This window comes from Hymenobacter sp. YC55 (genome assembly GCF_029433095.1).
In the GTDB taxonomy this organism is placed as follows: Bacteria; Bacteroidota; Bacteroidia; order Cytophagales; family Hymenobacteraceae; genus Hymenobacter.
In genome coordinates this window covers 1,214,206-1,229,675 of record NZ_JARNTX010000001.1, presented here as the reverse complement: position 1 = coordinate 1,229,675, position 15,470 = coordinate 1,214,206, and the positions used below count along the sequence as shown (strand labels likewise).

The 15,470-nt window shown below is 49.8% G+C and carries 6 protein-coding genes; 3 read left to right on the top strand and 3 right to left on the bottom strand.

The features are described 5' to 3' along the window. Positions 1-16 precede the first annotated feature (16 nt). Complete coding sequence (locus tag P1X16_RS05340; RefSeq protein WP_277226823.1) at positions 17-694, bottom strand: response regulator transcription factor; 678 nt, start codon at positions 692-694, stop codon at positions 17-19. Positions 695-1,328: 634 nt separating this feature from the next. Here P1X16_RS05340 and P1X16_RS05335 point away from each other — a divergent pair. The 3 genes from P1X16_RS05335 (at position 1,329) to P1X16_RS05325 (ending at position 12,908) form a co-directional block, all read left to right on the top strand. Further along, the gene (locus tag P1X16_RS05335) at positions 1,329-7,931 is read left to right on the top strand and encodes a polyketide synthase (RefSeq protein ID WP_277226822.1); all 6,603 of its coding nucleotides are present in this window, start codon (positions 1,329-1,331) and stop codon (positions 7,929-7,931) included. Between the two features lie 91 nt (positions 7,932-8,022). Continuing rightward, the gene (locus P1X16_RS05330; RefSeq protein WP_277226821.1) at positions 8,023-12,093 is read left to right on the top strand and encodes a non-ribosomal peptide synthetase; all 4,071 of its coding nucleotides are present in this window, start codon (positions 8,023-8,025) and stop codon (positions 12,091-12,093) included. A gap of 380 nt (positions 12,094-12,473) precedes the next feature. Beyond that, positions 12,474-12,908 (top strand): 4'-phosphopantetheinyl transferase superfamily protein, encoded by a 435-nt coding sequence (locus P1X16_RS05325; protein ID WP_277226820.1) that lies wholly within the window; start codon positions 12,474-12,476, stop codon positions 12,906-12,908. A gap of 359 nt (positions 12,909-13,267) precedes the next feature. Here the strand turns inward: P1X16_RS05325 and P1X16_RS05320 are convergent, their stop codons facing one another. Further along, positions 13,268-14,533 carry a site-specific integrase gene (locus P1X16_RS05320; protein ID WP_277226819.1) on the bottom strand — a complete coding sequence of 422 codons (1,266 nt, stop codon included), beginning with the start codon at positions 14,531-14,533 and terminating at the stop codon, positions 13,268-13,270. A 1-nt stretch (position 14,534) separates the two neighbouring features. Then, a complete protein-coding gene (locus P1X16_RS05315; protein ID WP_277226818.1) occupies positions 14,535-15,206 on the bottom strand; it encodes an XRE family transcriptional regulator in 672 nt (223 codons plus the stop codon). Positions 15,207-15,470 lie beyond the last annotated feature (264 nt).

Genomic DNA, 15,470 nt, shown 5'->3' with positions numbered 1-15,470 from the left:
TGCTCTCTATCGAAATTTATTCTTCCTTCATCACGTAGCCCATGCCTACTAGCGTATGGATTAGCTTGGGCGTAAAGTCTTTGTCGATTTTTTTACGCAGGAAATTGATGTACACATCAATCACATTGGACCCCGTGTCGAAGCTGGTTTCCCACACGTGCTCGAGTATGTCGACTCTGGAAATAACGCGGCCTTTGTGGCGGAGGAGGTATTCCAGCAACGAAAACTCACGGGCCGTAAGCTGAATAGGCTGCCCAGCCCGCTGCACTCGCTTGCTGCTTGGGTCAAGTGTAAGATCGGCAAGGTGCAGGATAGCCGCCGAAGAATTGGATTCAGGACGACGACGCACCAAAGCACGTACGCGCGCCAGCAGCTCCTGAAAAGCAAAAGGCTTTACCAAGTAATCGTCGGCGCCGGCGTCGAGACCCTTGATTTTGTCGTCTGTCTCACCTAAGGCAGTGAGCATCAGAATAGGTACGGCAGAATTAAGGGCTCGTACTTGGCGGCATACATCAAGTCCACTCAGGCCCGGCAGCAAATTGTCGAGGATAATAAGGTCGTGAGAACCGGCCAGGGCCATGCGTAGCCCGGTGGGTCCGTCCGTGGCTACCTCAACGGAATGTTGCTGCTCGGTGAGGCCTTTATGTAAAAACGACGCCACTTTGGGCTCGTCTTCCACCAACAGAATTTTCATGTGGGAGAAACTAGGTGTGGAACGCAGAACGAATTGGCCGAAGATACGGGGATAAAACTCGCTCCTGGACTATGCAACGCGTCTACTTGCTCTTTCGCGCTTGCTATTAGCGCGAATCTTAACCCACAAATAGCCGTTTTTTTTAGCTGCAGGCCAACAAATCGATGGAGGACACAAAAATTAAAGATGAAATACAAATGAAGTTGTTTTAATTCTATTTTAACCCTGAAGCTCATCTATATCCTATAGCTTTTAGCTAGCACCAAAGCCCACGAACAGATGTGTTTGGTGGCATTTTACCTAATCCGATTACCTGCCTGCACTACCAACGAAAAGACAACCCTTCACCCGCAAAATAAAAATAATTATATTTTATATTTTTCATTTTTAATAAATATTCCAATAAAATAGTTTTTTATATACAGACAAATAGAGCACAATAAAATAGCTTTAGGGCGTAATTAAGGCCCATTTAAGCCATACTCACCATATCTTCATCATTAATAAGATCATTTTAAATATAATTACATCTTCATTCCGAGCTACTTCATTTTACTCTATTCCTGTGACACCTGAGCAAAGGCAACTCGCCCTTGAAAATCTAGCCAACCCAAGCGATGCTACTGGGCCTCTGTTGCTCACTCAACTATTCGAGCAGGCGGCTATCCTTCATCATGATGTAGTGGCAGTTGAGTTCCACACATCTCGCCTTACCTACTCTCAGTTAAACCAAAAAGCGGATGCTCTTTCACAAGCTATCCTGCGGCATGCTCCTGACAACCCTATTATAGGCATAAGTACCTCCCGAGGTATCGAAATGGTAATTGGGCTCCTCGCCATCCTGAAAGCGGGCAAAGCCTACATACCGCTCGATCCTACCTATCCGGTAGCACGTCTACAGCAAATTATTGCTGGTGCTGGCATTACTACTTGCGTAGCCCCTACGCACGACCAGGCCATATTCGAAAGCCTTTCCTTGCAGACTGTCGCCTCCGATAAGGACTACAGTTACCCCATCCAAGCTGTGGCGGCATGGAACCAGGTGGCTTACGTGTTGTATACGTCGGGCTCAACCGGCGAGCCGAAAGGCGTGTGCATGGGACATAGCCCGCTGTTGAATCTGCTGCAATGGCAAAACCGCAGCTCGTGCGCCACCCGCGGAACGCGGACATTGCAATTTGCTACGCTCACCTTCGACGTTTCCTTTCAGGAAATCTTCGCCACCTTCAGTACGGGTGGCACCTTAGTTCTTATCGACGATGATTTACGCATTGACTTTACAGGGCTGCTAGCGTTTATCGAGCAGCAGAAAGTTAACCGGGTATTTCTGCCTTTCGTGGCGTTGCAGTATCTGGCCGAAGCGGCCGTGAACGAACAGCTGTTTCCTACTTGCTTGGCAGAAGTCATGACGGCAGGAGAGCAACTCAAAATCACGCCGCAAGTCAGAACCCTATTTTCTACCCTCCCAAACTGCACACTCTACAACCAATACGGCCCGACCGAGTGCCACGTCGTAACGCAGCTAACGCTGGCAGGCAATGCCGCTAGCTGGCCGGAGTTGCCCACTATTGGGCAGCCTATCGACAAGACCTTCGTCGTGGTTGTTGATAGCGCCCTGAACGCTGTTGCGGTAGGCAGTAGTGGGGAATTGTGCCTAGGGGGCGCCTGTCTGGCCGAAGGGTACCTAAATCAGCCCACTTTAACGGCCAGTAAGTTTATCAATTGGACCTCGCCGGCAGGAGAGAACATCCGCTTGTATCGCACCGGCGACGTTGGTTACCTCACCCCCGATGGCACCATTGAGTTTCAGGGCCGCCAAGACGACCAAGTGAAAATTCGTGGCCACCGCATTGAGTTAGGCGAAGTGGAGGTGATGCTCAACACCATCAGCCACATCAAGCAGGCGGTGGTAGTAGCCCGCACCTACGACGACGGCGAGAAGAAGCTATTAGCGTATCTAGTTTCCAAAACCCAGAACCAAGACACAGCTGCTGTAAGGAAAGCTGTGGAAACTAGCCTGCCCGACTACATGATGCCATCGGCGTTTGTGTGGATGGACGAGCTACCGCTAACTACCAGCGGTAAAGTCGATAAAAAGGCGTTGCCCGTGCCAGGCCTGCAACGACCTGACCTTTCCACTCTTTACCGAAAGCCTGCTTCGGGATTAGAAGAGAAACTTACAGCTCTTTGGGCTGAGCTGCTTTATCTGGATAAAGTTGGGGCCGACGATAATTTTTTCGAGCTAGGCGGCAACTCATTATTGGCGCAAAAGACGGTGGCGGTGCTAAAGCTGAAGCACCAGCTTTCCCTGCCCATAACAAAGCTCTACCACTACCCCACCGCGGCCGGAGTGGCAACCTTTCTGGGTCAACAGCCAGCCACAGGGGCTAAGCCCACGCAAGCACAGGATCAGCAAAGCCAGCCAGGGGCCGATATAGCTATTATTGGCATGGCGGGCCGCTTTCCTGGCGCTGATAGCATCACTGAACTGTGGCAACTGCTCAAGGAAGGCCGGGAAACCACTCGCTTCTTCACCACCGACGAGTTAGATGCCATCATTCCAGCGCAGCTAAAAAACGACCCGCTTTATGTGAAAGCTCGGGGCGTTATCAACCATGCCGATGCGTTTGACGCCAGCTTCTTTGGCTTGAATCCGAAGCTAGCGGAACTAATGGACCCGCAGCAACGAGTGTTCCTCGAAATTGCTTGGGAGGCCTTGGAGCAAGCAGGTTATCTGCCGCAGTATTATAAGGAAAGTATCGGCGTATTCGCGGGCACCGGCAACAACACCTACTACCAGCACAATGTGCAGCCCAATCGGGACTTAGTAGAACAGGTAGGTGGCTTTCAGGTGATGACGGCCAACGAGAAAGACTACATAGCTTCTCGCACGGCTTATCAGCTAAACTTGAAAGGCCCGGCAGTCAGCGTTTACTCGGCCTGTTCCACTTCTCTGCTAGCTATAACCCAAGCGGTTCAGAGCTTGCGGAGTGGCCAATGCACAGTGGCCTTAGCTGGAGGCGCCAGTATCACGTCGCCTATGTACAGCGGCCACCTCTACGAAGAAGGGGCTATGCTCAGTGCCGATGGGCACTGCCGGCCGTTTGATGCTGCGGCTAAAGGCACGGTGTTTAGCGATGGGGCCGGTGTGGTGCTCCTTAAGAGCCTGGCAGCCGCTCGCCAAGACGGTGATACTATCTATGCTGTAATTAAAGGTGTAGGCATCAACAACGATGGCGGCAACAAGGGCAGCTTCACGGCCCCTAGTGCCGAAGGGCAGGCAGCCGCTATAACAATGGCTTTGGCAGATGCCCGCATCGAGCCTTCTACCATCGGCTATGTGGAAGCCCACGGCACGGGCACCCCCATTGGCGACCCAATCGAGATAGAAGGCTTAACGCTGGCTTTTGGCGAACAGGCTGGTCGGCAGCAGTGCGCGTTGGGCTCTATCAAGAGCAATATGGGGCACCTCACTACGGCAGCCGGCGTCGCGGGCTTAATCAAGGCTACCCTGGCACTGCACTACAAACAGTTGCCTCCTTCGCTAGGCTTCACCACTCCGAATCCGCATATCGATTTTTCCAACAGCCCCTTCTTCGTAAACAACCAGCTCCGAGAGTGGCAAGCGGGCCAAGGTGCGCGCCGGGCAGGCGTAAGCTCGTTCGGCGTTGGGGGCACCAATGTCCATGTGGTACTGGAAGAGTTCGAGAACGAGCTTGCTGTCTCAACCCAAGGACGCAAGGCTCAACTGCTTACGTGGTCGGCAAAATCAACGGCTAGCCGGGACGCTTACGCTCAGCGCCTAGCCACTTGTTTGCAGGCGCCATTTCAGCCTGAATTGGCCGATGTGGCATATACGCTGCAAAAGACGCGGGCCCCATTCGCGCACCGTCGTTTCGTGGTGGCGGCAACCCCCGACGAACTAGTACAGGCCCTTCAGACCGAACCCACTTCGCTCGCCGGGGCCAATACGCTGCAGGCAGTACCGGGCGAAGTGGTGTTTTTGTTTCCTGGTCAGGGTGCGCAGTACCTGAATATGGGCCGCACTTTATACGAACAGGAGAGTGTGTATCGGCAAGCAGTGGATACGTGTGCCGAGTTGCTGCTCCCACACCTCGGAGCCGACATCCGGCACATTGTGTATCCCAGCAGTATTATTTCCGGAGTTGAGGATACGCTAAAAAATACCCGCTATGCCCAGCCGGCACTGTTTGTTACCGAGTATGCGTTGGCCCAACTTTGGCTAAGCTGGGGTATCGAGCCATCCGTTTTTTGCGGTCATAGCATCGGCGAATTTGTGGGAGCTTATTTGGCGGGCGTTTTCACCCTCGCTGAGGCGCTTACTCTCATTGCGGTGCGCGGCCGTTTAGTAAGCGAACTGCCCCGCGGCAGCATGCTTTCGGTACGCCTGGAAGCAGAAAAACTGCAAGGCCTTCTACCCGCAGCACTATCGATTGCCGCAATCAACAGCAGCAAGTATTGTGTGATAGCAGGCGAGGACAGTGCGGTTGCCGCGTTTGCTATGCTACTGGACGACAACAAAGTTCCGAACCGCGTTTTACCCACCAGCCATGCCTTCCATTCTGCTATGATGGAACCAGTTGTGGATGAGTTTCGGCGCGAGGTGGAGAAAGTAGCCCTACGCCGACCTCAGAAACCTATTGTCTCCACCGTTTCGGGCACGTGGCTGACCGACGCCCAGGCTACCGACCCGCAGTACTGGGCCCAGCACCTCCGGTTACCAGTCCGCTTTGCCGATGCCCTTGAGACACTTTTCCAGCAAGACACTCCCCTGCTCCTGGAAGTGGGCCCTGGCAGTGTCACGTCCACGCTAGCTCGCCAACAGCGCAACACCCGGCCCGTTACGGTGCTCTCCAGCTTGGGCACACCCCACGGCACACACACCGAGCAGCACACCATGCTAGAAGCGCTAGGCCAGTTATGGCTGCACGGGGTGGAGCCCGCCTGGGACGCCTTCTATGCTACTCAAAACAGACGCAAAATCACCTTACCCGCCTATTCCTTCAACCGCAAGCCCTGCTGGGTAGCGCCCCCCGCAATCAAAGTCACCGTAGACTCTCGGCCGGTGCCTGTGCTACCTCAGGTTGAACCTACTACGCACCTCGCTTCAGTCCCTATGAGAAGAGATACCCTATTTGCTAAAGTTAAGAACCTAATTGAAAACGCTTCAGGCATTGAAATGGACGGGGTAACGCCCGCCATGAGCCTGTTGGAAATCGGCCTTGACTCCTTATTGCTAACGCAGCTGTCTATTACTTTAAAGAAGGAATTTAATGTTCCCATTACCTTCCGTCAGCTAAACCAGGAATACGCAACGCTAGAAGCACTTGTCACTTACTTAGACAACAAGCTCCCTCCGGAAGCATACCAACCTGTAGCCCTCCCGCAACCAGCTAGTGTGAGTGCCCCCGTAGCGCCGGTTCTTCCGCCCGTGGCACCTGTAGCAGCAGCGCCCAGCCCCAACGGTGATACCATGCTAGGACTGGTAGCCCAACAACTGCAACTACTGTCGCAGCAGGTTATGCTCCTGCAAACCAGCAATCCGGCAGCTTCCTACGCTCCGGCGGCTCCTGCTGCGTTGCCAGCCCCAAGCCAGCCAATAGAAGAGACGCAGACCATAACTAAACCCGCCTTGAGTGCGGAGGAAGAAGCAGAACTAAAGAAACCATTCGGCGCTACTGCCCGCATCGAACGGCAAGCAACCGAACTGAGCGAACTGCAGCAGGAATTTTTATGGCAGCTCACGTCTCGCTACAATCAAAAAACGCGGAGCAGCAAAGCGTACGCACAGCAAAACCGCGCCCACATGGCTGATCCGCGTGTGGTTTCGGGGTTCAAGCCGCTCACCAAGGAAGTGGTTTACCCTATTGTGGTCAACAAGTCGAAAGGCAGTTCCCTCTGGGACATTGATGGCAACCAATACATTGATGCTCTAAACGGATTCGGCTCCTCGATGCTGGGGCATCAACCCGCGCCGATTGCCGAAGCCTTGCATCATCAGATTGAGGAAGGCTACGAGGTAGGTCCGCAGCACGAGCTAGCTGGCGAAGTCAGCAAGTTGATATGCGAATTCACTGGCTTCGACCGGGCCGCCTTGTGCAGCACAGGCTCCGAAGCAGTACTTGGCACGATGCGCGTTGCCCGCACTGTAACCGGGCGCTCCTTGATTGTGGCCTTCACCGGCTCCTACCACGGCATAGTAGATGAAGTACTGGTTCGCGGCACCAAAAAACTGGTATCGTTTCCGGCCGCCCCTGGCATCATGCCGGAAGCCGTGCAAAACATGCTTATCCTGGAATACGGCACCGACGAAAGCCTGCGCATCATCCGGGAGAGGGCGCATGAGCTGGCAGCCGTGCTGGTGGAACCAGTTCAAAGCCGCCGCCCAGAGTTTGTACCTATCGAGTTCTTGAAGCGAGTGCGGGAAATAACTGCTGCCTCCGGTACCGCCCTGATTTTCGACGAAGTGATTACGGGCTTCCGGATGCATCCGGGGGGCGCGCAAGCTCTATTTGGTATCAAAGCAGACCTAGCATCTTATGGCAAAGTAGTAGGTGGCGGTTTGCCCATCGGGGTTATTGCTGGCCAAAAAACCTTCATGGACGCCCTCGACGGCGGGTTCTGGCAGTACGACGACGCTTCGTACCCAGAAGTAGGCGTCACGTACTTCGCGGGCACCTTTGTGCGACACCCTTTGGCACTGGCGGCAGCCAAGGCGTCGTTGCTCTACATGAAGGCGCAAGGGGCTGCTTTGCAACAACGCCTTACTGCCAAAACCGATCAACTAGCCAATTCGCTAAACACCGAACTAACTCGGCAGCAACTGCCATTTTTTGTCGCGCATTTTGGCTCACTCTGGAAAATTAAATTCAGAGAGGATATTCCGTATAGTGAATTATTATTCACCCTGATGCGGGAAAAAGGAATACACATATGGGATGGGTTTCCTTGTTTCATGACGGAGGCACATACTACCGAAGATATAAATCAGATAATCACTGCTTGCCTCGATAGTATTGATGAAATGGTGAAGGCCGGTTTCTTTCCTTCCAGCTTATACAGCGCAAAAACGCCGCCCAAACAGCAAAATCTTATTTCACCGAATATTCCTCCCGTCCCAGGTGCCAAACTAGGCAGAGACAGTAAAGGAAACCCTGCTTGGTATATTTCCAATCCTGAGCTTCCAGGCAAATACCTGAAAATAGATTTAAACTAAAATCTATTGCTGTACAGAATACTAATTCGGCTCTCTCATTAAAAGCCAAGTTGCTATTCAATTACGCCTGCTTTTCAAATTAAGTAATTGAGTGCCCTATTTATTAAAACGCAACAAACAAATGTTACCTGAAACTCAAATAGCAGAGCTCGGATCTGATAACACATCATTTGCGGTTGAGTTTGATCCATTTGCCGGACCAGAAATTGCCCGAGTTGGGCTAACCACTGCTCCCCAATTAGAGATATGGCTTGCCTGCCTGCTAGGAGGCAATGCTGCTAATAGAGCGTACAACGAGTCGTTTTCCCTGCGCTTCACTGGCTCGCTAGACGGCCGGGCAATGCAACAGGCCCTACAGGAAGTGGCAGATAGGCACGAAGCGCTTCGCTCCGTCTTCAGTGCAGACGGCAAATACATCTGCGTATTCACGCGTGTTGAAGTCCCATTTTCCTACCAAGACCTTTCCAGTCTTCCCCTCAACAGAAGGGAACTGCTGACTACAAAAGCTGTTGCGAACGATGCCGAGCACGTATTTGATTTAGTGCAAGGCCCCTTGGTAAAGGCAACGCTGCTGAAGCTAACTGATGATCAGTATCATCTTATTATAACGGCCCACCACATCGTCTGCGACGGTTGGTCGCTGGGTATTTTGCTACAAGATGTAAGTGTGCTGTACTCGTCTTATTCGCAAGGCGTATCGGCTGCCCTACCCGCGCCTCCTAGCTTCAGTGAGTACGCTGATGAACAGCTGCTATTCCAGGCGAGCAAAGAATACAAGCATACGGAGGCTTTTTGGATAAATCAGTACAAGGATACTGTACCCGTTGTGGACATGCCAACGGATTTTCCGCGGCCACCCTATCGCACGTACGCTAGCGCCCGGCTAGATTTTTCGCTTTCTAATGAACTGGTCGCCAGAGTAAAAAGAACAGGGTTACAGGCCGGGTGTAGCTTTGTGACAACCCTACTGGCAAGTTTCGAAGTGCTGCTTCATCGTTTAACGGGGCAGCAGAGTATTGTAGTCGGTATACCTACTGCCGGCCAACCAACGAGCGGGAGCCAACACTTGATTGGCCATTGCGTGAATCTACTTCCCCTACGCAGCGAACACACCGCAACCGACAGTTTCAGCACGTATTTACAGCAACGCAAAACATATCTCTTCGACGCCTACGAGCACCAAGGGTTGACATTTGGCAGCCTCCTGAAGTCAATCAATATTAGCAGAGATGCCAGCCGAATCCCTTTGGTTCCTGTTGTATTCAACGTGGATATGGGGCTTGCCAATGGTGTCAGCTTTCACGGACTTACCTATCAACTGCAAAGCAACCCTAGAGCTTTCGAGACATTCGACTTGTTTCTTAATGCGAGTGGCACGGAAGAGGAAGTAGTACTAGAGTGGTCGTACAATACGGCTCTATTCAAGGCAGAAAGCATCAAAAATATGATGACTACGTTCGAGCAATTGCTCGATGAAGTCACTGCCAATCCTAATTCAACTCTAACTCCCCCTAGAAAGAATAGCGCAACAAATTTGCCGAGGGCTTACCAGGTACTTAACAATACTACAGTTAGCTATTCATCAACCGGTTATTTACCTGATTTAATTCAAGACATTGCCTATAAGCATCCGGCTGCTATTGCCGTTAAATTCAATGAAGCTACGCTCTCCTATTATCAACTTAACGCAAAAGCTAACCAGCTAGCGCGTTATCTTCTGGCCAAAGGTTTATCCGCTGGCGACGTCGTTGGCATTGCCCTCAATCGGTCGCAAGAACTGCTTGTAACCCTACTGGCCGTATTGAAATGTGGAGCTACCTATTTACCACTAGACCCCACTTATCCTGCGGACAGATTGGAATTCATGCTACAGGATTCTAAGGCTTCATTTTTATTGAAATCGAATACGCTTGGTTCCGGTTTCCATGACAGTATCAGTGTGGATATCGAAGATGCACTATACCAAGCGGAACGCTATTCCACAGACGCACTAGAAGTAGCCATAAGTGGTGATGCGGTAGTGTATATCCTTTACACCTCTGGTTCTACTGGTTTACCCAAGGGAGTACAAATCAAACATAGTGGCTTGGTGAACCTGCTGCGTAGTGTTCAGCAGGAAGTTGGTATTTCAACTGCTGATAAACTACTGGCTATCACTACCATTTCATTTGACATGGCTGTGCTCGAGCTTTTCTTACCCTTGGTAAGCGGGGCTATGGTTGTGGTAGCTGACAGCAAGGCAACCAAAGATGGGAATGCACTACGGCACCTCATCGAAGCTGAGGCAATTACCGTCATGCAGGCCACTCCTGCCACTTGGCGGATGATGCTCAATGCTGGTTGGACAGAACAGTACCCCCTGAAAGCAATCAGTGGCGGCGAAGCACTACCCGAAGATCTTGCCCAACGTCTCCTTGCAAGGTGTGCTTCGCTTTGGAATATGTACGGCCCGACGGAAACGACTATTTATTCATCTTTCAAACAGCTCACGCACGCAAATGAATTAATTACTATTGGTAAGCCTATTTCTAATACCCAATTCTACATTTTAGATGAGCAGTTTAATCTTGTAGAACCTAACACAATAGGCGAGTTATACATAGCTGGCGATGGTCTGGCCAAAGGATATCTTAATAGACCAGAACTAAATCAAGACAAGTTTATAAATAACCCTTTCTCATTGACTGATGGCGAAAAGATGTATCGCACCGGCGACCTAGCCAAACTAGTCGATACCGGAGAAATTCAATATCTAGGTCGTGCCGATCAGCAAATAAAGATTAGGGGCTATCGAATCGAGCCTGGTGAAATTGAGCACCAGCTTTCTAGCATCAATGAAATACAAGAAGCCGTAGTTATAGCTAAGTTAGACAGTTACGGCATGACTCGGTTGGTAGCTTATGTTGCTGTCCGAAATTTCAATTCAGCCACCGACTTCAGCACTCGCATTATGAGTTGGAAAAATAGCTTAGCTAATAAGCTTCCTGTATTCATGCTTCCTAATGACATTATTGTCATTAGCTCAATTCCCAAAACCCTAAATGGTAAAACCGATAGAGCGGCTTTGTTGTCGTACGTTAAAGTAGACGAAACAAAAGCTGTTGAACGGCATGATGGACCACGCACTGATATAGAAAAGCTGGTAGCTGATATTTGGAAACAATATCTGCAAGTGCCAACTGTCGGCATTTTCGATGATTTTTTCAAGCTAGGTGGCCACTCTCTTATTGCAGTGCAGGTAATAGCCCAGTTGGAAAAAGCGACCGGTAAAAAATTACCGCTTGCAACTTTATTCGAAAGCTCCACTGTAGAGAAACTTGCGGCAGTGCTGCAGATGGACAGCAAGTTTATAACCTGGGATTCTCTTGTGCCAATTAAGCCACAAGGCAGCAAGACGCCCCTTTACATTGTGCATGGCGCTGGGCTAAACGTCTTAATTTTCAAGGCACTATCAAAAAACTTAGACCCTGAGCAGCCAATTTACGCCTTGCAAGCCAAGGGATTGAATGGGATTGACGAACCGCACGGAACCATAGAGGAAATGGCTGCGCATTACATCTCCACTATAGAAAGAGTAAACCCTAATGGTCCTTATGCATTGGCTGGCTATTCATTTGGGGGAATTATTGCTTTTGAAATGGCCAAGCAGTTGAAAGCAGCAGGCAAGGCAGTGCCATTTCTTGCCATGTTCGACACCTACGCTGATCAGCCAGACCATTTCACGCCGTTTCTTACTAGATATACTAAGCGGTTCTTGTTCTTCCTGAAGCGTATACTTTTCTTCTTCGTCCTATTGCGCAAGAGCCCCAAAGCTACTATTCAATATAAAGTAGAAGCCATTCGACGGGACTTTCAAAAGTTAAAATACAGCAAAGAACAATATTACGAAGAAGTCTACGGCCATTCTTATAAAATGGCATCAATGCACAAGAGTGCTGCTCATAAGTATAAGCTGACTCCACAAAATATAAAAATCGAACTATTCAGAGCGAAAGACAGAACATATTATGTAGATGATTTCGAGTATATGGGCTGGGAACCATTTGCTCTAAATGAAATTTCTATTCATGAAGTCCCTGGTGACCATAATTATATGTTTGCACCACCACACGACGAAGAAACAGGCCGCATATTGCAGTACGCATTAAATAAGATAAAGTAATTTTTACCGTTTAATATGACATGGCATTATCGTCGGTTCAATGTTACTCGATTGAAAATATTAAATGGGACCATTTTACATCTAAGCCTATTGAACGACACCTTATAAATATATTTTTCATTACTACTTCATTACACAACCACTTAATAAGCTCGCATCAAAATATATTATCTAGTGAAGAAATAGACAAATCCCAATTTTACCATCATGTACCTAAGAGAGAAAAGTATATAGTAAATAAGTGCTTATTAAAAATTTTATTAGGCGCTTATCTTGATAAGAGCTACCATACTATAGAATTACTACCCGGCCGCAATGGTAAGCCAGAGATAACCAACCAGCCGAACTTGCATTATTCAGTATCCTATTCTGCTGATTACATGCTACTGGCCATTGCACCCGACGATATTGGTGTGGATGTAGAATGTGTTAGGCACGATTTTCACTTCCAAGACGTTGTCGATTTCAGCTTCAGTCCAAAGGAGAAAAATTTTATCAAGGAAAGCGCTGACCCAACTAAGGCTTTCTACACACTCTGGACCCGCAAAGAAGCACTAGTGAAGGCTACGGCCCAAGGCATTAACGACGACTTCAACTACATTCCATCGTTGAATGGCTCTCATCTGATAGATCAAGCCAAGCTGATCACTTCCTTAGACTGGACAACCAGCAGCTTCCCTATTGGCACCGACTGTATCGGAGCCATTTCTTATCCTTTCGCATTAAACAGCAAGGACTTTGCCTTCTATACTGTTGACACTATTCCCTCAGCATTGTACGCCCCTAGCAATCAACTGGTAATCAATACAATATGAACTAGTTAGTTTTCTGTTTTGCGACCAACAATCAGATTCAAGAACTTAAGCCTATCTATTCTAAATCATGCTATATCGCGCCTTACTTGCTTTTGAAGCCGTACTATTAACCTAGCATTTTACCTCAACAGTCAAGATCCTACTTTTATTTGAATAGACAGCTACTTCATTCGATGATCTGCTAGCAGAAAATAAAAAATCCCCTCACAGTGGCGTGAGGGGATTTTTTGTGGGCCCAACTGGTACACTAGTTTTGAACTCCCCTACTGAACACCGCTTGTTCAACGCTTCGACGAGTACTCGAAGCTCGAGCTGACAAGTTTTGTACTCCGGTGTTCAGCCTTTGTTTTACCAGTGTTTTACCCGGCCTTCAATAGCGGCATGGCGCGGTGCTTATATACCTTATCCGCGGTCTCGTCTACCTCGGTTGAATTGTAGCGGTCAACATAGATTTCCGTTGTGCTCCGCTGCTTATGCCCTAGCAGTGCTCCGACCTTGCCCAAGTCGCCACCGTTGGCCCGGTCGGACTCGGTAGCCAAGGTGCGGCGCGAAGAGTGGGTACTGATCTTTTTGCTGATGCCGCACTTATCGGCTCCGAGCTTGATATTCTTATTGAGCTTGGCCGTTGCCTTCTTGATGCATTGCAGCTGGTCCCGCTCACTTAGCTGATCGTAGTCAGCATCTAGCCACGGCAAGATGTACGCTTCGGGGCTGACACCTTCCTCGGGACGTAGCGAGTCGAGAATAGCAGTGAGCTGCGCAGACTCGGCAACGGACTTATCGGTGTCGCCTTTATCCATGGTGAAGTAGACGCGGCCAAATTGCCGGTCTTTCCACTTCAGCCGCAGCACCGCCCCTACCCTACTGCCGTGTAGATAGAAACAGATTAGGTACGTGAGCCGGGCTATGTGCTGCATTTGCGGCAAGTGTACCCTTTCATAAGCTGCTAACTCGGCATCGGTAAGCCATACCCGCTTGGGGCGGGATTTGGGCATTACATAGTCTTCCAACGGGTCGTTATCCCGGCTCAGGAATTTAAGCTTGATAGCTCGCTTGATATAGAGCCGCAGCGTTTTCAGGTTTTTGCGGCGCGTGGTCGGGTTGTTGGGCAAGTCCCGCAGGTAGTTTTCAAACTCCTGCATCAGTTCCTCACTCAGTAACTCGAAAGGAAGGTGGGGACGCCAGGCAGCAAACTTGTTGATGACCGCCGCGCGGGCCTCGTAGGTAGCGGGCTTGAATTGCCGCCTATCTACTTGCTCCAGACTTTGCTTCATGAAGGCAATAAAGTCTAAGTCGGTGGAGCTGGCAGCGGGTGTAGTATCGTGCCGCTGTAGGAAGAGTTGCTTGAGCTGCGCTGCATCGGCTGTCGGATGATGCTTGGCTAAGAGCTTGGCATCAGCTAGTATTTCTACCAGGTCGGCATTGTAGCGGGCATATAGCCGGTGACTTGTACGTATCCAGTTCTCTTTCTCCAGCTTGCCTTCGGGGTTCCACTGCTTCATCGCTACGGCAATGCCGGTGCTGGCGTAGCGGGGTTGCCGATTCGCTGTGATGCGTAGCCACACTTCATACAGCCCATCAGCATTAGGCTTGTGTGCAAGAGTTATTTTGAAGGTAGCGGACATTTTACTCTTCAGCAGGCTCGTATACCTTCTCCCCGACCTTCCACATACATAGGATATCGCCTAGCTCAATGGTCATAACTTCACCGTTGCTGTCGCTGGTGAGTTCAAGGTTGCCATTCTTATTGCTAGTAATGCGCTTGATAATGAACATGCCATTGCGCAAGCTCATTGCGTGCACGCCGGTGGCGTATTGCCAATCACCATCTTGCACTGGGCGCACTGTAACACACACCCTATCCGCATAACGTGGAGCCATGCTGTTGCCCCTGATTTCTAATACGCGAGCGTCACTATAATCTCTGCCTTCTCGTTTCAACACCCACATTGTTTCATACTCCTCTGGTAACGAGTCCATGCAGTTAACTGCAAAAGAGCCGTATGCCGTTCTGTTAAAGAACGGCAGCTCGACATATTGAGCATCAGGGATTATTGCTACTGTATCGAATGAATTGGTCGTTGGGGCCGTTTGGTTGCCCAGACGGATATAATCAGGTGTGGTTTTAAGCACCTTAGCTAGCTTCTCAAGCATATCAGGCTTAATGCGGGCTTGAGCCTGATTTTCATAATACCAAATTGTATTGGTGCTCAAGCCGACAGCATCGGCTACGTTAGCCTGAGCTAGACCCTGGCGTTCCCGTAGCTCTTTTAAGCGGCTGCCTTGCGTATCCTTCATTACTGTTTTTAGCCCTATTGCATCACAAAGCAATACAATCTATCACAATCTGTGAAACTTTATCACAGAGAATTTTGGTTTATCACAAACTTTCACATATACTTGTATTGTCTTATCACAAACCACAACTGTAATGATGGCCACAGCCCCCCCAGACACCTACCAAGTACGTGCAGAGGTAGACTTAGCAACCGAATTAGCCCTTAAACGAGAACAGGGCCGTATTCAAGAGGCGACCGGCAAGCGACCTCGTATCGAACAGGT